The organism is Pseudogemmobacter bohemicus, assembly GCF_003290025.1.
Classification (GTDB): domain Bacteria; phylum Pseudomonadota; class Alphaproteobacteria; order Rhodobacterales; family Rhodobacteraceae; genus Pseudogemmobacter; species Pseudogemmobacter bohemicus.
Genome location: NZ_QNHG01000003.1, coordinates 527,354 through 543,557 on the forward strand (window position 1 = coordinate 527,354; position 16,204 = coordinate 543,557).

At 63.1% G+C, this 16,204-nt stretch carries 14 protein-coding genes; 1 reads left to right on the forward strand and 13 read right to left on the reverse strand.

The window, feature by feature from the left end:
• Positions 1-774, reverse strand: coding sequence for an alpha/beta fold hydrolase (locus tag DRF71_RS17415; protein WP_112312134.1), 774 nt, complete (start codon positions 772-774; stop codon positions 1-3).
• Positions 775-869: 95 nt separating this feature from the next.
• On the opposite strand from DRF71_RS17415, the gene DRF71_RS17420 reads away from it, so the two are divergent.
• Entirely contained in the window at positions 870-1,238 is a 369-nt protein-coding gene (locus DRF71_RS17420; RefSeq protein WP_112311806.1) for a hypothetical protein, read from the forward strand.
• On the opposite strand, the gene DRF71_RS17425 is transcribed toward DRF71_RS17420, so the two are convergent.
• The 12 genes from DRF71_RS17425 to DRF71_RS17480 all read right to left on the reverse strand — a co-directional run bounded on the left by DRF71_RS17425 (position 1,216) and on the right by DRF71_RS17480 (position 16,113).
• A complete protein-coding gene (locus DRF71_RS17425; RefSeq protein ID WP_408634548.1) occupies positions 1,216-2,109 on the reverse strand; it encodes a DUF817 domain-containing protein in 894 nt (297 codons plus the stop codon). The two genes, DRF71_RS17420 and DRF71_RS17425, sit on opposite strands and share 23 nt — an antisense overlap.
• Positions 2,110-2,266: 157 nt before the next feature.
• Complete coding sequence (locus DRF71_RS17430) at positions 2,267-4,429, reverse strand: esterase-like activity of phytase family protein (RefSeq protein ID WP_112311807.1); 2,163 nt, start codon at positions 4,427-4,429, stop codon at positions 2,267-2,269.
• Between the two features lie 92 nt (positions 4,430-4,521).
• Positions 4,522-5,565, reverse strand: coding sequence for a magnesium transporter CorA family protein (locus tag DRF71_RS17435; RefSeq protein WP_112311808.1), 1,044 nt, complete (start codon positions 5,563-5,565; stop codon positions 4,522-4,524).
• 109 nt (positions 5,566-5,674) lie between these two features.
• Positions 5,675-7,861 carry a 3-hydroxyacyl-CoA dehydrogenase NAD-binding domain-containing protein gene (locus tag DRF71_RS17440; protein WP_112311809.1) on the reverse strand — a complete coding sequence of 729 codons (2,187 nt, stop codon included), beginning with the start codon at positions 7,859-7,861 and terminating at the stop codon, positions 5,675-5,677.
• On the reverse strand, positions 7,854-8,336 hold the full coding sequence (locus tag DRF71_RS17445; protein ID WP_112311810.1) for a cupin domain-containing protein: 483 nt from the start codon (positions 8,334-8,336) through the stop codon (positions 7,854-7,856). The genes DRF71_RS17440 and DRF71_RS17445 overlap by 8 nt, the downstream gene beginning before the upstream one ends.
• Entirely contained in the window at positions 8,336-9,547 is a 1,212-nt protein-coding gene (locus DRF71_RS17450) for an acetyl-CoA C-acetyltransferase (RefSeq protein ID WP_112311811.1), read from the reverse strand. The genes DRF71_RS17445 and DRF71_RS17450 overlap by 1 nt, the downstream gene beginning before the upstream one ends.
• A gap of 17 nt (positions 9,548-9,564) precedes the next feature.
• Entirely contained in the window at positions 9,565-9,954 is a 390-nt protein-coding gene (gene yidD, locus DRF71_RS17455) for a membrane protein insertion efficiency factor YidD (RefSeq protein ID WP_198672249.1), read from the reverse strand.
• A gap of 3 nt (positions 9,955-9,957) precedes the next feature.
• On the reverse strand, positions 9,958-10,593 hold the full coding sequence (locus DRF71_RS17460) for a glutathione S-transferase family protein (RefSeq protein ID WP_112311812.1): 636 nt from the start codon (positions 10,591-10,593) through the stop codon (positions 9,958-9,960).
• 293 nt (positions 10,594-10,886) lie between these two features.
• On the reverse strand, positions 10,887-11,099 hold the full coding sequence (locus DRF71_RS17465; protein ID WP_112312137.1) for a hypothetical protein: 213 nt from the start codon (positions 11,097-11,099) through the stop codon (positions 10,887-10,889).
• Positions 11,100-11,128: 29 nt separating this feature from the next.
• Complete coding sequence (locus DRF71_RS17470; RefSeq protein ID WP_112311813.1) at positions 11,129-12,904, reverse strand: acyl-CoA dehydrogenase C-terminal domain-containing protein; 1,776 nt, start codon at positions 12,902-12,904, stop codon at positions 11,129-11,131.
• Between the two features lie 93 nt (positions 12,905-12,997).
• Positions 12,998-13,414 (reverse strand): MerR family transcriptional regulator, encoded by a 417-nt coding sequence (locus DRF71_RS17475; protein WP_112311814.1) that lies wholly within the window; start codon positions 13,412-13,414, stop codon positions 12,998-13,000.
• A gap of 365 nt (positions 13,415-13,779) precedes the next feature.
• Entirely contained in the window at positions 13,780-16,113 is a 2,334-nt protein-coding gene (locus DRF71_RS17480) for a hybrid sensor histidine kinase/response regulator (protein WP_232831563.1), read from the reverse strand.
• Between the last annotated feature and the right edge of the window lie 91 nt (positions 16,114-16,204).

Genomic DNA, 16,204 nt, shown 5'->3' on the forward strand with positions numbered 1-16,204 from the left:
TCAGGCGTTCAGAAAGACGCGCAGGGTTTCCTCGAATTCGCGCGGTTTCTCGGCATGCAGCCAATGACCCGCCCCGGCAAGTTTCGCAAAACGCGCATGCGGGAACAGGACCCGGATCGTCTCGCGATGTTCGGGGCGGACGTAATGGCTGTTGCCGCCGGTCAGGAAAAGCGTTGGCCCGTCGAAATGTCCCGCCGTGCCCGGCCAGCCGGTGATCTTTGCCATATCGCGTTCCAGCACGTCGAGATTAAGCCGCCATTCCGGTCCACCGGCCGGTTTGAGGTCGAGCGATTGCAGGAAAAACGCCCTGAGCGAAGGGTCTTCGACCAGGGCCGAAAGCCGGCGGTCCGCCTCGCCCCGCGTGGTCAGCCCGGTCAGATCCAGCGCCCGCATCGCGTGGATATGCTGGCTTTGATCGTGATTATAGGCCACCGGCGCGATATCGGCGACGATCAGGCGGCGGATCAGATCGCCACGGGTCAGCGCCAGCTGCATCGCCGCCTTGCCGCCCATCGAATGGCCCATCAGATCGACCCTGCCGCCAAGGCTTTCGATCACCCCGGCCAGATCGGCGGCCATGGCGGGGTAATCCTGGATCTCGGCCCGCGGGCTTTCGCCGTGGTTGCGCATATCCACCGCCACCACCTCGCGCCGGTCGGCAAGGCGGCGCGCAATCGCCCCCCAATTGCGCGCCGAGCCGAACAGGCCATGCACGATCAGCAAGGGCAGCGCGCCATCAGGAGCAGAAGCGGGGTGTCGGACTGTTGCAAGCATGAACGTTTCCATATCGAAACGAATTGTCCCGAACCAGAGCTGTTGCGAAAACCGTGCCCAAAACCGATAATTCCCGCAGATTGTGAGGATAGCTGATGAGCGCGGTCACCATCCGCCAGATGGCCGGTAGGGTCGAAGAACTGCTGGTCGAGCGGGTCGGCGCGCGCGGGCGCGATTTCGACCAGAAGTTGCGTCATGTCGGGCGCAGGCTGCCGCGCCGGGTCCGCAAATCCGCCGGGGCGCTGGCCCAGGCGGCGGGGATGGCGCAAAATCCCCGGCTTCACGCGCAGCTGGATGAGGGCGCCATCGCCCGCGATTACGACATCTGCCTGCGCTATCTCTCGCCGCTTGGCCGGGGAGAAAAGCGCAGGGCCGGCGGTTCGGTGCTGATGTCGATCGCCTTTTCGCTGGTGGTGGTCGCGGCGGGCTGCATTGGTTTTCTCATGTGGCGCGGGCTGATCTGATACGGCCAGGCCGGTCGGGCGCGGGGGCCGGGCGCCCCGGCGGGTACAGGGCCTCGCGACTGACGAGACTGACGGTCACAAAGGCCACATAAAGCAGCAGATACCAGGATCCTATCTTGCCAAAGCCGACCAGGTGTTCGGGCCGCTGCCCGGCATAGAGCCATGTCCCGGTCAGCGTGCCGATATTCTCGGCGATCCACAGCGCCAGCGATGACAGGAACGCGGCAACCGGCAGCGGCATCCACCAGTCATGGTCCGAGATGCGGAACCAGATCCGGGTGCGACCGAACAGGATCACGGTGGCGAGGAACAGGAGAATGCGGATATCGGGCAGGAAATGATGCGCGAAGAAATTCACATAGATCGCGCCCGCGAGAATCCAGGTCAGCCAGAGGCGCGGATAGGGGCTAAACCGCATCCCGAAAATGCGGATCACCCGGACCATATAGCTGCCCACCGCCGCATACATGAAGCCCGAGAACAGCGGCACGCCCATCAGTTTCAGCAGTCCGGCCTCGGGATAGACCCATGATCCGGCGCCGACCTTGAACCATTCCATCGCGGTGCCGGTCAGGTGGAAAAGGAGGATGACGCGGGCCTCCTCCCAGGTTTCCAGCCTGAGCCACAGGAACAGGACCTGGATGGCGATGGCGAAGAGAAACAGGAAATCATAGCGCGCGACCGGCCAGTCGGTTTGCCAGACCGCGCGGCTGATCAGGATCGCCGCCAGCAAAAGGCCGCCGAACAGGCAGGCCCAGCCCTGTTTCAGCACGAACATCACCAGCTCGGCGAGACCGAAGGGCAGCGCGCCGCGCACCCTTGCGCCCATGCGGCGTTCCAGGCTGCGGGTGGTCTGGCGGTGGGGCAACATTGCTACCTGAGACGAAAGGACGGGACGGGTGAGACTCCCTCACAGGCCTGCCCGCTGCAAGTGGGGATTTGCCGCCTGGCCAAAGGAAAGGCCGCGCCGCATCGCTGCGGCACGGCCCCGGAGGCGGTCAGCCCAGGATTTTATTCGGCGGGCCGGATCAGAATTTGCCTGCGTTCCAGAACAGGGTCTCGCCCGAACTGTCATCCACGCCGTCATTATCGGTCACGATCCAGGCATTGCCCTCATTGTCGAAGGCGAGACCTTCGACCTTGTCGACCACATAGCCATTGGTCAGCGATTTCAGCGCGGGGATCAGGTCGAGGACCTCTTCCTTGGCGACAACCGGCAGGGTCTCGCCCAGCTTCACCGGCTTGAGGTCCGCGAGCTTTACGCGGAAGATCTTTTTCACCAGTGCCGCGTCGCCGATCAGGTTGTCGCGCTCGATGATATAAGCATAGTCGCCCTGCACGGTCAGCTCCGACAGACCCAGCCAGCCTTCGCCCTTCGGCTCCGGCTTATAGGCGACGGCGCCCCATTCTTTGGTATCAAGATCATAGGCCAACAGCTTGACCTGGCCTTTCGGATCATCCCCCCATTCGCGCTGCATCGCGACCCAGAGCACATTGCCGACCTTCGCGATGCCTTCGGCGCCAAAGCGGGTCTGATGCGCCAGCAATTCGACCGGCAGCGAGATTTCTTCCGTGATCTGGCCCTTGTCGTTCACCTGCAGGATGGCATGCGGCACCAATTTCTCGGCATTGCCTTCATTGGCCAGCCAGAAACCGCCTTCGCCATCCGGGGTCAGCCCCTCGATATCCAGCTTTTGCGCCGGCTGCCCGCCGCGGGTTACGATGGTCTGGCCGATGATCTTCGCAGGGCTTTGCGTGATGTCGATTTCATAGATCGAGGGCATCGCGGCATAAACGCTGTCCGAGGCCGCAAAGAGACGGCCATCCTTGCCCTCGACCGAGGCCAGCGCACCAAGCGCGCCCCAGCCGGTCAGTGTCTCCATCCCTGCCGAGGTCAGCATCGGATAGGCTGGCGCGGCATCGGAAAGCTCGTAGATCATCACATGGGCGCGGGCGGCGCCGTCTTCGCCCAGATCGGCCTCATTGGCGGTGACCAGCAGGTTGCGCGCCGGGATCGCCACCGCACCTTCGGGCGAGATGCCCGAGGGCAGGAGCTGCACCAGCTTCGGCGCCGCCAGATCGGTCACGTCATAGACCGCCACGACCGAGCCGCGCTCGGACAGCACGAAGAGATAGGGCACATCGCCGAAACGGGCGAATTCCATGCCCTCTATCTCGACGCCTTTGGCTTTCGAGCGCTTCTCGGGGTAATGGCCGATCCCGACAATCGCATGTTCCAGCGTATTGCCGCTGTCATAGACGACGGTGCCGTCTTTCTTCCAGATGGTGAAGCCGCGCGAGCCGCCCTTCCAGTCGCCCTCGTTCGAGGTGGCGAAATGCTCGGCGTCGATCCATTTCACCGCATCGGGTTCGCGCGGGATCGGATCGGTGGTGGTGGTGAAATCCAGCTTGCCGTCGGTTTTGACATCGACATTTTCCAGCACGACCTCGCCGGCAGAGAAATGCGACGCCACTTTGCCATCGGCACCGATCACCACGATATGGTTGTTTTCCTGCAGCGTGACGACGATCTCGCCGGCCGCGTTGATGTCAAGAAATTCCGGCTCCGGATCCTCGCCGCCGACCGCAGCCAGCCCGGTCACGTCAATCTTTTGCAGGCCGGTGCAATCGGCTTCGCCACCGTTCAGCGGCAGTTTGACCACATAGCCCGCCGGCATCTGCGGCAGGCCGCCATCGCCGGCATTCTCGTCGCGCTCATTCTCGATCGCGACGGCGAGGAAGCTGCCATCGGGGGCCACCGCCACCGAATCGGGCTGGCCGCCCAGATCACAGGAGGCGACTTCCTTCGCCGTGGCGAGGTCAATCACCGACAGGCGGCCCGAAGGATTGGTGTAGCTTTCAGAGGTGTTGACGCCGACAAAAGCCTTGCCTGCGATGATATGGGCGGTGGTCGGCTCGCCATTCAGGTCGATATTCCCCAGGGGTTTCGGGGCTTTGGCATCGGTGATGTCGATCAGGCCCACGACGCCCAGCGGGCTGTCGGTATAGATCAGCGTGTTGCCGTCCTCCGACACCGAGATGATCTCGGCCGAGGATTTGCGCGCTTTGTCCTCACCATCCGCCATATTGGCGATCACCGGGAAAGTCGCGATGCGGTTAAAGCTCTCGGACAAAGCCGGGCTGGCCAGCAGGGCGAAAACGGAAGCGGCAGAAAGCAGGCGGGGGGTCATATCATCACCTCAGGTCGATTCAACCCGTTACCTAAGGCGCGAATGCAACAGGGGGGTGAAGGTTCAGGCAGACCAGACAGACGGGCCCGGGGTCACAGCCATTTCTTCCAGCGGAAGAACAGCCAGGGCGCCACCGCCGAGGTCACCATCATCACCAAAGCCGCCGGATAACCCCATTTCACCGCAAGCTCCGGCATATATTCGAAATTCATGCCGTAGATGCTGGCGATCAGGGTCGGCGGCAGGAAGACGAAGGCCACGACCGAGAAGACCTTGATGATGTCGGACTGGCGGATATTGATCACGCCCAGTGTCGCATCCAGCTGGAAGCGCACCTTTTCCGCCTGGACCGCCGCCACCTCGCGCAAGGAGCGCACGTCATGGATCAGGCTTTTCAGCTGGTCGCGGTCGATCCCCTTCAGCGCCTCTTTCGCCCCCATGGCCCCGGGGACGGAAAGGAAGCCCAGCACCCGCTGAATGGTCGCGAGGCTTTCATTGATCTTGCCGTTGCGGTCTTCGGCGGTGCCGATCCGGGTCACCACGCCGGAAAGCGCGTCACTCGCGGCCTGGCGGCTGTCAAAGATCGTCTTTGACAGATCATCCAGCTGGCGGGCCTCGTTTTCCAGAATATCGGCCAGACGGTCGACCATCGCCTCCATCAGCCCGAGAAAGGTCGCGATCCCGGTCGAACAGGGCGTGTCATGGCGCGCCGCCCAATCGGCGAAAAACGCGAATGATCCGGGGCGGTGGTAATGCACCGTCACCAGCCGGCCGGGCTGCACCATGAAGGTGACGGGGCCGATCATCAGTGCTTTCATATCGGGCGAGGCCAGCACCTGGGCGGTCAGATACAGAACCCCGTCCTCGAGATAGATCCGCGAAGAGGGTTCGATCTCCTGCATATCCTCGCGGGTCGGAATGCCAAAGCCGAGCGCGGTCTCGATCAGGTCTTCCTCGGCATGGGTCGGTGCCTCGATGTCGATCCAGACCATGTCGCGCAGGGCTGCGGTCGCGGCCGTTTTGTCAGCGCTCAGAACCGGTGTTTCCGGGCTGAGCCTGCCAAAACTCGCGGGGATGAATTTCTCGGGCGGTATGGAGGCCAGCCGCATGCCCTGGCTCTGGAAGCCTCTGATCATAACGCCCGTCCCCGTAAGCTGCCTGCGCCACGGGCAGAGAGTAGCGCTGCATCGCGGCAGAGGAAAGCCCGGGCCCGCGAGGGCGGGTCCGGGTGGTGTCCGAGGCGCTTCAGGCCGCTTTGGTCGCGCCCGGCTGGCCGTAGAAACTCGTGCCTTTTGCCGCCATGTCGCGCAGCAGGGCAGGCGCCTCGAACCGCCGCCCGAATTGCGCGGTCAGCTCGCGGCAGATATGGACGGCGCGCTCTGCCCCGATGATGTCGAGCCAGCCGAAAGGCCCGCCCGACCAGGGCGCAAAGCCCCAGCCAAGGATCGCGCCGACATCGCCCTCACGGATATCGGTCAGCACGCCTTCCTCCAGCGCGCGCACCGCCTCCAGCACCTGGGCCATCAACAGCCGGTGCTGCACATCGGCGAGCGAAAGCTGCACCTTGTCGAGCGGATATTTCTGCGCGAGCCCCTCCCAGAGTCCAAGCCGCTCGCCCTTGTCGCTATAGTCGTAGAAGCCGGCATTGTTCTTGCGACCCAGACGGCCCTGGTCGGCCATCCAGAAGATCACCTTATCGACCGCCTCATCAGGATAGTCGGCCCCCATCGCGGCTTTGGTGGCTTTCGCGATCTTGACGCCCAGCTCGATCGAGGTCTCATCGACCAGCTGCAGCGGCCCGAGCGGCATCCCGAGCAGCTTTGCGGCATTCTCGATCAACGCCGGCTCGACGCCTTCCGCGACCATGCGGATGCCCTCGTTGATATAGGGAATGATGCAGCGATTGGCGTAGAAGAAGCGCGCATCATTCACCACAATCGGCGTCTTGCGGATCTGGCGCACGAAATCGAGCGCCTTCGCCACCGCGCGGTCACCGGTCTGTTTGCCGCGAATGATCTCGACCAGCATCATCTTGTCGACGGGGCTGAAGAAGTGGATGCCGATGTAATTCTCTGGCTGCGACGAGGCCGCGGCGAGGCCGGTGATCGGCAGGGTCGAGGTATTGGTGGCGAAGATCACCTCCGGCCCGGCGGCCTCTTCGGCCAGTTTCGTCACGCCAGCCTTGACTTTCGGGTCCTCAAACACCGCCTCGACGATCAGATCGACGCCTTTCAGCTGCGCGTAATCGGTGGTGGCGGTGATGCGACCCAGCACTTCGGCCTTCTTCTCCGCCGTGACCTTGCCGCGTTTCATGCCCTTGTCGAGCAGGCCTTCCGAATGGGCGCGACCGCGATCCGCCGCTTCTTGCGTGGCGTCGATCAGCACGACCTCGATGCCGGCATTGGCGGCGACCCAGGCGATCCCGGCGCCCATCATGCCCGCACCCAGCACACCGAGCTTTTTCACCGTCTGATCCGCCACCTGCGGCCGGTTCGCGCCTTTCTCAAGCGCCTCTTTGTTGATGAACAAGGACCGGATCATCGCCGAGGAAGACGGGTTCAGGAGCACCGAGGTGAACTGCCGCGCCTCGATCTTCAGCGCCTGGTCGAAGGGCACCAGCGAGCCTTCATACACCGCAGAGAGCAGCGCCTTCGCCGCCGGGAACACGCCCTGCGTCTTCCCGTTCACCATGGCCGAGGCGCCCACAAAGGTCATAAACCCTGCCGGATGATAGGGCGCGCCGCCGGGGAATTTATAGCCTTTGTCATCCCAGGGCTTGACCAGATCGGCGTCTTTCGCGGCCAGAACCCAGGCTTTCGCCGTCGCGATCAAGGTGTCCGGCGCGACCACCTCGTCAATCAGCCCCGCCGCTTTCGCGGATTTCGGATCCGAGAGCTTGCCCTCCAGCAGGATGGGCGCCGCCATCATCGCGCCGAGCTTTCTGGATACCCGCGTGGTGCCACCGCCGCCCGGGAAGATGCCGACCATGATCTCCGGCAGCCCGATCTTCGCCTTCGGATTGTCGGCGGCAAAGATGCGATGGGTGGCCAGCGGCAGCTCCAGCCCGATCCCCAGAGCGGTGCCGGGCAGCGCCGCGACGATGGGCTTCCCGCCTTTCTTCGTCCTGAAATCCATGCCGGCGAGTTCGATCTTGCGTAAAACGCCATGCATCTGCATCACGCCGTCAAAGATCGCCTGGGCGCCGCCCGCCCGCATATTCGCCAGCACATTCAGATCCATCCCCCCGGCAAAATCCTTTTTGCCAGAGGTGATCACTACGCCCTTCACGTCCGCATCGGCCAGCGCCCGGTCGATCAGCACATCGAGTTCCGCAAAGCCGGCCATCGACATCACATTCATCGACTTCGCCGCAACATTCCAGGTGATGGTCGCCACGCCGTCCGTGTCGAGATCCCAGATGAAATCAGCCATTTTCCTCTCCCTCGGGCGTCCAGGGGCGCCCGTCTTTATGGGTGTAAACTGCGGTGCCATCCGTGACGGTCAGCACCATGTCGACATCTGAATAGGTCACCACTTCCTCGCGGGCTTTCGAGCCGACCACGAGGAACACCGCCGGCGTATCGCCCCGGTTGATGAAGTGGTGACCATCCGGCGCAGCCGCCGGAAAGCCCGCGCAGTCGCCGATGCGCATGATCTCTTCACCGTCATCGGTGACCATCACGCATTCGCCGGCGACGATCATCACGAATTCATCCTCGGCCCTGTGCCAGTGGCGCAATGAGGACAGCGCCCCCGGCTTCAGCGTCACCAGATTTACGCCGAACTGCGTCAGCCCGGCCGCCTGGCCAAGCCGGAGCGATGAGCGCCCCTCCACCATCTCCGCATAGGGCGAGGGGTAGATGGAACCGGTCTTGACCGGCACCTTTGCCAGGTCGAGCTTCTTCATCAGACCCTCTCGATGATGGTCGCGGCGCCCATGCCTGATGCGATGCAGAGCGTGGCGAGGCCGAGGTTGAGGTCGCGCCGCTCCATCTCATCAAGCAGCGTGCCGATGATGATCGCGCCCGAGGCCCCCAGCGGGTGACCCATTGCGATGGCACCGCCATTGACGTTGACGCGATCAGACGAGACTTTGAACGCCTGCATGAAGCGCAGCACCACGGCGGCAAAGGCCTCATTCACCTCGAAAAGGTCAATGTCACCGATCTTCAGGCCAGAATCCTTCAGGATCTTTTCGGTCACCGGCACCGGCCCTGTCAGCATGATCGTCGGATCGGTGCCGATCTTGGCGGTGGCGCGGATGCGGGCGCGGGGCTTCAGCCCATGCGCGCGGCCGAATTCTGCAGTGCCGATCAGCACCGCTGCGGCGCCGTCCACAATGCCCGAAGAGTTCCCGGCATGGTGGATATGGTTCACCCGCTCCAGCTCGGGATATTTCATCATGGCGAGTTTGTCGAAGCCGGGCATCGCCTCGCCCATATCCCTGAAGCTGGCTTTCAGCTGGCCCAGAGCCTCGGCGGTGGTGCCGGGGCGCATATATTCGTCATGGTCGAGGATCATCAGCCCGTTGATGTCACGCACAGGCACGATGGATTTCGCGAAACGCTTATCCGCCCAGGCCGCCGCCGCCCGTGCCTGGCTTTCCGCCGCCAGCCGATCCGCCTCATCGCGCGAGAATCCGAATTTCGTGGCGATGATATCCGCCGAAATCCCTTGCGGCACGAAATGGGTCTTAAAGGTCAGCGCCGGGTCGACCGCAATCGCCGCCCCGTCCGAGCCCATGGCGACACGGCTCATCATCTCGACGCCGCCGGCGATATAGGCCTCTCCCGCCCCCGCCTTCACCTGATTGGCGGCGAGGTTCACCGCCTCCATCCCGGAGGCGCAGAAGCGGTTGATCGAAAGGCCCGGGATCCGCTCATCCAGATCGGAAAGCAGCACCGCCGAGCGTGCGAGACATCCCCCCTGTTCGCCGACCTGGGTGACATTGCCCCAGATCACATCCTCGACCGCATGCCCCTGCAACCCGTTGCGGGTTTTGACCGCATTCAGCATCTGCGCCGAGAGCGCGACCGAGGTGACCTCGTGTAATGCGCCATCCGGGCGCCCACGCCCACGCGGGCTGCGCAAAGCGTCGTAAATATAGGCCTCTGTCATCTTCTCTCCTCCATCTGTCACGGGCCGCCACACTCACAGGGCAGGTCGCAATCCGGCGCCGATTTCCTGCCGATGAGGCTACAGCCATGTGAGCTGCCACAGTCGCAACAAGGCGTACAGGGATCGCCGCACCAGTCCAGTTTGCTGTTCTTCAGCTCGTTCCTGCCCGTGACTTTCCTGGGCTTGCGGGAAATACGCAACGATACCGCTGCGTCACGACAACCGGCAAAGCGTGTGCGGATCAGAGGGATGGCGGCGATCGCACCATGGGTTCCGATCACCTCTTTCGCATAGCCCGAACAGCCGGTGCCGCCATGCAGCACGCGATAAGCACAGGCATACCCTTTGCGCGGCGAGAGATGGCGCTGATACAGCCCGATCAGCCAGAGCACCAGCCGCGACAGCATGGCTCAGCCCCGGTCTGATGGGTTGCCGGGCATAAGGTCATAAGGGTGCTTCCAGCCCGGCAAACCTGCGATACGGTCCAGCCAGCGGGCAATATCGGGCCAGTCGTCGCGTGAAAATCCAAAGGGCTCGGGGTAGTAGAGGTACGAGCAGAGTGAGAGATCCGCGATGGTGGGGGCTGCGCCAACCATCCAGTCGCGTGTGACGAGATGGTCGTTCAGCACAGAACAGGCTGATTTCAGCCGCGCCTGCTGGAAGGCAATCACCTCCTGGGGGCGTTTCTCGGGTTTCAGAAAGTTTATCAGAAACCGTGTGGTGCCGATCTGGCCCGAAAATTTGTGATTGTCCCAGAACAGCCAGCGGAGGATTTCGTCGGCCTCATCCGGGCTGGTGCCGCCCATTTGCCCGGTGACTTGTGCCAGATGGGTGAGCATGACGCCGGACTGGGTAAAGAGCCTGGAGCCGAGGCGAAGGACCGGCACTTCGCCCATCGGGTTGATCTCGCGAAATGCCTCGCCGCGTGCCTCGCCGTGGAAGAAGTCGACGAAGACCGGTTGCCAGCGGGTGCCGGTCAGGCTGAGCATCAGCGCAACCTTATAGGCATTGCCGCTTTCGCCGAAACACCAGAGTTGAGCTGTCATGCCTCGTCTCCTCTGACTGCGGACGGAGGCGGGGGTTTCACACCCCGCGCCCCCGTGGAGTATTTAAGTCAAGAGGAAGAGGAATTATTAACCTTCCTCCTGCTATTCTTTCGCTGCGGTACAGGCTGGAGAGCCGATGACCGCTCAAGGGGAAGTCCCGCTCCGGTGATACGCATAGCCAAAGCGTTAAGGGTCCGGGGCGGGATGACCTATCAAGGATTTATCTGTTCCATTTCCTCTTGACCCAAATACTCCCCCGCCGGAGGCGTTCCCCGGCCGCAAACGGCACAGCCTCACCTTTTCCGCGCGTCGAGTTCCGAATTGAACAGTCTCAGCCGGTGGGTGAGTTTTTCCGTATCGGTCACCGAGTCGAAATTCTCGAAGAGGAAAGACAGCGCCTCGCCCTCATCGAGGCCGGCATCAAAGGCGAAACGTTTCAGCCGGCGGTAGCCGTCCTCGGTCATTGCGACGGGAAAGCGGCGGGTCAGGCGGAAGCGTTTCGGCATCATTCTCTCCGGGATGGTCTGGCCGCAGTCTAGAACGCCTCTGCTGCCAATGCCATGACCGGATCGGCGCCGCTTTCGATCTTTGCCAGATGCATCGTACAGGCCGGCAGCTGGCGGGCCATGTAATAGCGGCCAGTGGCGATCTTTGCCTCAAGGTAGTCTTTGTCTCCTGCTCCCGCATCCAGCGCGGTAAAGGCGGCTTTGGCCATTTTCACCCACATCAGACCAAGGCAGACATGGCCTGTCAGATGCAGGAAATCCGACGATCCTGCCAGCGCCGCATCCGGGTTTTTCATGCCGTTTTGCATGAAATACAGTGCCGCCGCCTGCAGCTGTTTCGACGCGGATTTCAGCGCCCCGGCAAAAGGCTGCATCCGCTTATCCCCGTCATGGGCGCGGCATTCGGCTTTGATCAGGTCAAGAAACGCCATCACATGCCTGCCGCCATCCGCTGCCAGCTTGCGCCCGACCAGATCCAGCGCCTGGACGCCATTCGCGCCCTCATAGATCATGGCGATCCGTGCATCACGGACGAACTGGCTCATCCCCTGTTCTTCGATATAGCCATGGCCGCCGAAAATCTGCTGTGCCTGCACCGCAGCCTCGAAGCCCTTATCGGTCTGGAAGCCCTTGATCACCGGGGTCAGGAGCCCGATCAGCCCATCTGCCGCCGCATCATCCGAGCGATGCGCACGGTCGATCAGCGATGCGCCCCAGAAGGTCAGCGCGCGGGCGCCTTCGACAAAGCTCTTCTGATCCATCAGCATCCGGCGGATATCGGGGTGCACGATCAGCGGATCGGCGGCGCCACCCGGGTTCTGCACCCCGGTCACCGCCCGGCCCTGGAGCCGGTCTTTCGCGTAAGTAACGGCGTTCTGATAAGCAGCCTCTGCCACCGCATAGCCCTGGAGGCCCACCCCCAGACGCGCCTCGTTCATCATGGTGAACATGGCCCGCATCCCCTTGTGGAGATCGCCCAGCAGCCAGCCCTTCGCGCCATCGTAATTCAGCACGCAGGTGGCATTGCCATGGATGCCCATTTTCTCTTCGATCTTGCCGGTTGAGACGCCGTTTCTCGCCCCGGGATTGCCATCCTCACCCACCAGAAACTTCGGCACGATGAAGAGCGAGATGCCTTTGGTGCCCTCGCCGCCGCCGGGCGCGCGGGCCAATACCAGATGGATGATGTTTTCCGCCAGATCATGGTCGCCGGCCGAGATGAAGATCTTCTGACCGGTGATCAGGTAAGAGCCATCCTCCTGCGGCTCGGCTTTCGTGCGCAAGAGGCCCAGATCGGTGCCGCAATGCGGCTCGGTCAGGTTCATGGTGCCGGTCCAGTCGCAGGCGATCATCTTCGGCAGATACATCGCCTTTTGCGCGTCCGTGCCATGGGTGTGGATGGCCGAAACCGCACCATGGGTCAGGCCCTGATACATGTTGAAGGCCATATTGGCCGAGACGAAAATCTCGCCCACGGCGCAATTCACCAGATAGGGCAGCCCCTGGCCGCCATATTCCGGATCGCAGTCAAGTGCGGTCCAGCCACCCTCTTTCATCGCTGCAAAGGCGGCTTTGAACCCGTCAGGCGTACGGACATTGCCGTTTTCCAGCACGCAACCCTGGCGGTCGCCGGTCGCGTTCAGGGGGGCCAGCACGGCGGAGGCGACCTTGCCGGCCTCTTCCAGCACGGCGCCGGTAAAGGCGCGGTCAAGGTCGCTGTAGCCCGGGATATCAAGGACAGAGATTGCAAAGACATCATGCAACAGGAACTGCATATCCTTCACCGGTGCGTTATAGCCTGTCATTGCTCTCTCCCTTCAGGTCTGATCCAGGACTGTCGCGCGGGCTCTCCCGACCCTGCGGCAATCATCCCGGCGGTTATTATCCGGCGGTTATTGTCAGGGCTTGCCCGCATCCTTGCCCGGGCCCTGGCTGCGGGTGGCAGCGATCAGGCCCGCGCCGGCCTCCAGCTCGGCTTTCAGATCGGCGATTGCCAGCGTCAGCTCGTCGCGCTGCTGTTCCATGGCGCGCAGCCGATCCTGGGCCAGCGCCCATGTATGTTCCATCTGCGCGAGGTTGGATCCGTCGCGGGCATAGAGATTCAGCACCTGGCGGATGTCTTCCAGCGAAAAGCCAAAGCGTTTGCCGCGCAGGATGATGGTCAGCCGCGCCCTTTCGCGCTTTGTATAAAGCCGTTGTGCGCCTTTGCGGATCGGGGAAAGCAGCTCCTTCGCCTCGTAAAAGCGCAGCGTCCTCGGGGTGACGTCAAAAGCGTCACACATCTCGCGGATGGTCATCTGCTCTTCGTTGGGCATGGTCGTGTTTCCTGACTCGTTGTTTCAGACATGTGCTCTGCGGTGCTGTGATGCAATCAGGTTTACCTTCGCGTCAAGAAAACGTCGCGTCACGGAGGGGGCACCGGCAGGGCTTTGCCGCTGCCGGCCCGTTTGGAGGGGATTGCGATGCCACTGACGGCTGCCCGGGGCGTTTCGGAGGCAGGGTGATGGCGCGCGCGCTTGTCCCGGATGCCGGCCCCTATGCTGGCCCGGAGCGCGTGGTCAGCTCTCGCGCGGTCTTTCCCCGACCTGGTCTGGCCGGGCGAGAATGGGGCGTGTTCCACTCTGCGCGCCCGTCACCGGACAGCGATCAGAACGGGCCAGTAATCAGAACCGGCCAGCGGTCAGAACGGGCTGCCGGTCTCCGGCGGGCGGCAGCCTTCGGCGGCAAACTCCATCACCACGGCACTGATCTCTGATTTGCGCAGCGGTTTGGTCAGGTAGCGGTCCATGCCCGAGGCAAGAATACCCTCTTCATCGCCCTCCATCGCATGGGCGGTGAGCGCGATGATCGGCACCGGTTTCAGTCCGCGCGCCGCCTCGCTGGCGCGGATCGCCCGCGTGGCTTCGCGCCCGTCCATTCCTGGCATCGAGACATCCATGAAGATCAGGTCGGGCTGATAGCTTTCCCATTCTGCCAGCGCCTCATGCCCATTGCCGGCGAAACGCAGCTCGATATCCAGAGAGCGCAGCATTTTTTGCAGCACCAGCTGATTGGTCCGGTTATCCTCGGCTGCAAGGATCCGCATGGCGCGCAGGCTTTGTGCGACGGGGGGCTGGGCCTCGGGCAAGGCCGGTTTCGGCTCGGCCGGCAGGGTCAGGCTGGTCAACAGCCGATACAGCTCGGCCCGGAGCACCGGTTTTTGCAAGATCGCATTGATCGCGTCGCCTCCGGCCTCGCGCGCCGCAAGCGGGCTGGAGGAAAGCAGCACCAGGGGCTTGTCATAGCCCGCCTTCCGCAGCTTTTTCGCCAGAACCACCCCGTCCATCCCCGGCATTTCGTGATCGGCCAGCACCACATCCGGCATCAGCCCGGCGGCGATCCGCTCCAGCGCATCCTGGCCCGATCGGCTGAGCACCACCTCGGTGCCGCAGGGCGTCAGCTGGCGCTCAAGGATGGTGCGGTTGATGAACTGGTCATCGACCACCAGGGCGGTCCCGATCGAGACCGGCAGCCGTTCCGGCCCGGTATCCTCGGCCAGCGGCAGCGCGAGGCGGAAGCCGAAGACCGAGCCCTTGCCATATTCACTGTCGACCCAGACCGCGCCATCCATCCGTTCGATCAGGCGCCGCGTGATGGCAAGGCCAAGACCGGTGCCTTCGAATTTGCGGTTCCTTTCATCGTCGACCTGGTAGAATTCGCCGAAAACATGATCGAGCAGATTTGTCGGAATGCCGATCCCGGTATCCTCGACCGTGACATGCAGCTGATGGCGACCGTCCTCCACCTCCATCCCCACAACGCGGGTAAGGACATGGCCGCTGGCAGTGAATTTGACCGCATTGCCGATCAGATTGGTCAGCACCTGCCGCAGCCGCCCGGGATCACCGGTGAAGCGTGTGGGCAGGAAGACATCGTAATCGATCATCAGATCAATGCCTTTTTCCCGGGCGCGCGGCTGCAAAAGCATCACCACCTCATGGATGGTGCGCTCGAAATCGAAATCCTCGGGATGCAGCGTCAGCCGCTCGGCCTCGATTTTCGAGTAATCGAGAATGTCGTTGATGATCACCAGCAGCGCCTCGCCCGATGAGCGGATCGTCTCGGCAAAGAGGCGCTGTTCGTCGGATAGCGTTGTGTCGCAAAGCAGATCCGCCATGCCGACCACGCCGTTCATCGGGGTGCGGATCTCATGGCTCATATTGGCAAGGAAGGCGGATTTCGCCCGGCTGGCGGCCTCGGCCGCAAGGCGCGCGGCCTCGAGCGCCGCCGCCTGCTCGCGCAGCTGGGTGATGTCGACCCGCAGCCCGACTCGGCCGCCATCGGGGGTTTCCTTGTCGATCGAGCGCAGCCAGCGCCCGTCTTTCAGCTGATGCTCGCCTTCGGCAGCGGGACCGCGATGTTCCAGCATTCGCGCGCGGACCCATTCCTCCTCGCGCCCGCGGGCTTCGGGGTATTCTCCCAGCGAGAGGCCGTAACGCAGGATCTCCTCGAAGGTGACGCCGGGGGACATCATCGGGGCCGAGGTCTTGTAGATGTCGCGGTAACTCTGGTTGCAGATCACCATTTTGTCCTCGCTGTCAAAAAGCACGAAACCATCGGGAATTGCCTCGATTGCGGTCCAGATCCGCATTTGTTGGGTGATGTCGACGACCTGGCACAGCATCCCGTCATCGCGGGTAAAGCGGGCAGCAAGCCGGACCCAGCCACCATCACCCAGTTGCAGCAGAAGGTCGGGCGGCGGTTGCGGCATCGGTTGCGCCGGCGGCCAGTCCGCCAGGGGCTGGTCGCCGGAGCGCAGGAGGCCATGGCCGGTTGCATGGTCGAGGATCTCGGCGAGGCTTAGCCCCGTTGCTCCGGTCCCGATGCCGATGCCGAAGGTGATGCGGAAAGAGCGGTTCGCGGCCAGCAGACAGTGTGCCGGGTCGAACAGGGCGAGCCCGTCGGGCAGAGCATCCAGCGCCGGCCAGGCCTCGGCACAGGCGACCGGCAGCCCCGGGGGCAGACCCGGGGACACACTGGATTCCGCCCGATCAGGGGCAGGGGGATGTCTGCGCCGTTCGGTGGTCGCGCCGGTATTCATGGGCGCAGGGGCCGCCGCGCGGCCA

What these genes read in the sequence shown, in the direction of transcription:
- DRF71_RS17415 (WP_112312134.1), bottom strand. Translation starts at nt 774, where the DNA reads ATGCTTGCAACAGTCCGACACCCCGCTTCTGCTCCTGATGGCGCGCTG.
- DRF71_RS17420 (WP_112311806.1), top strand. Translation starts at nt 870, where the DNA reads ATGAGCGCGGTCACCATCCGCCAGATGGCCGGTAGGGTCGAAGAACTG.
- DRF71_RS17425 (WP_408634548.1), bottom strand. Translation starts at nt 2,109, where the DNA reads ATGTTGCCCCACCGCCAGACCACCCGCAGCCTGGAACGCCGCATGGGC.
- DRF71_RS17430 (WP_112311807.1), bottom strand. Translation starts at nt 4,429, where the DNA reads ATGACCCCCCGCCTGCTTTCTGCCGCTTCCGTTTTCGCCCTGCTGGCC.
- DRF71_RS17435 (WP_112311808.1), bottom strand. Translation starts at nt 5,565, where the DNA reads ATGATCAGAGGCTTCCAGAGCCAGGGCATGCGGCTGGCCTCCATACCG.
- DRF71_RS17440 (WP_112311809.1), bottom strand. Translation starts at nt 7,861, where the DNA reads ATGGCTGATTTCATCTGGGATCTCGACACGGACGGCGTGGCGACCATC.
- DRF71_RS17445 (WP_112311810.1), bottom strand. Translation starts at nt 8,336, where the DNA reads ATGAAGAAGCTCGACCTGGCAAAGGTGCCGGTCAAGACCGGTTCCATC.
- DRF71_RS17450 (WP_112311811.1), bottom strand. Translation starts at nt 9,547, where the DNA reads ATGACAGAGGCCTATATTTACGACGCTTTGCGCAGCCCGCGTGGGCGT.
- yidD (WP_198672249.1), bottom strand. Translation starts at nt 9,954, where the DNA reads ATGCTGTCGCGGCTGGTGCTCTGGCTGATCGGGCTGTATCAGCGCCAT.
- DRF71_RS17460 (WP_112311812.1), bottom strand. Translation starts at nt 10,593, where the DNA reads ATGACAGCTCAACTCTGGTGTTTCGGCGAAAGCGGCAATGCCTATAAG.
- DRF71_RS17465 (WP_112312137.1), bottom strand. Translation starts at nt 11,099, where the DNA reads ATGCCGAAACGCTTCCGCCTGACCCGCCGCTTTCCCGTCGCAATGACC.
- DRF71_RS17470 (WP_112311813.1), bottom strand. Translation starts at nt 12,904, where the DNA reads ATGACAGGCTATAACGCACCGGTGAAGGATATGCAGTTCCTGTTGCAT.
- DRF71_RS17475 (WP_112311814.1), bottom strand. Translation starts at nt 13,414, where the DNA reads ATGCCCAACGAAGAGCAGATGACCATCCGCGAGATGTGTGACGCTTTT.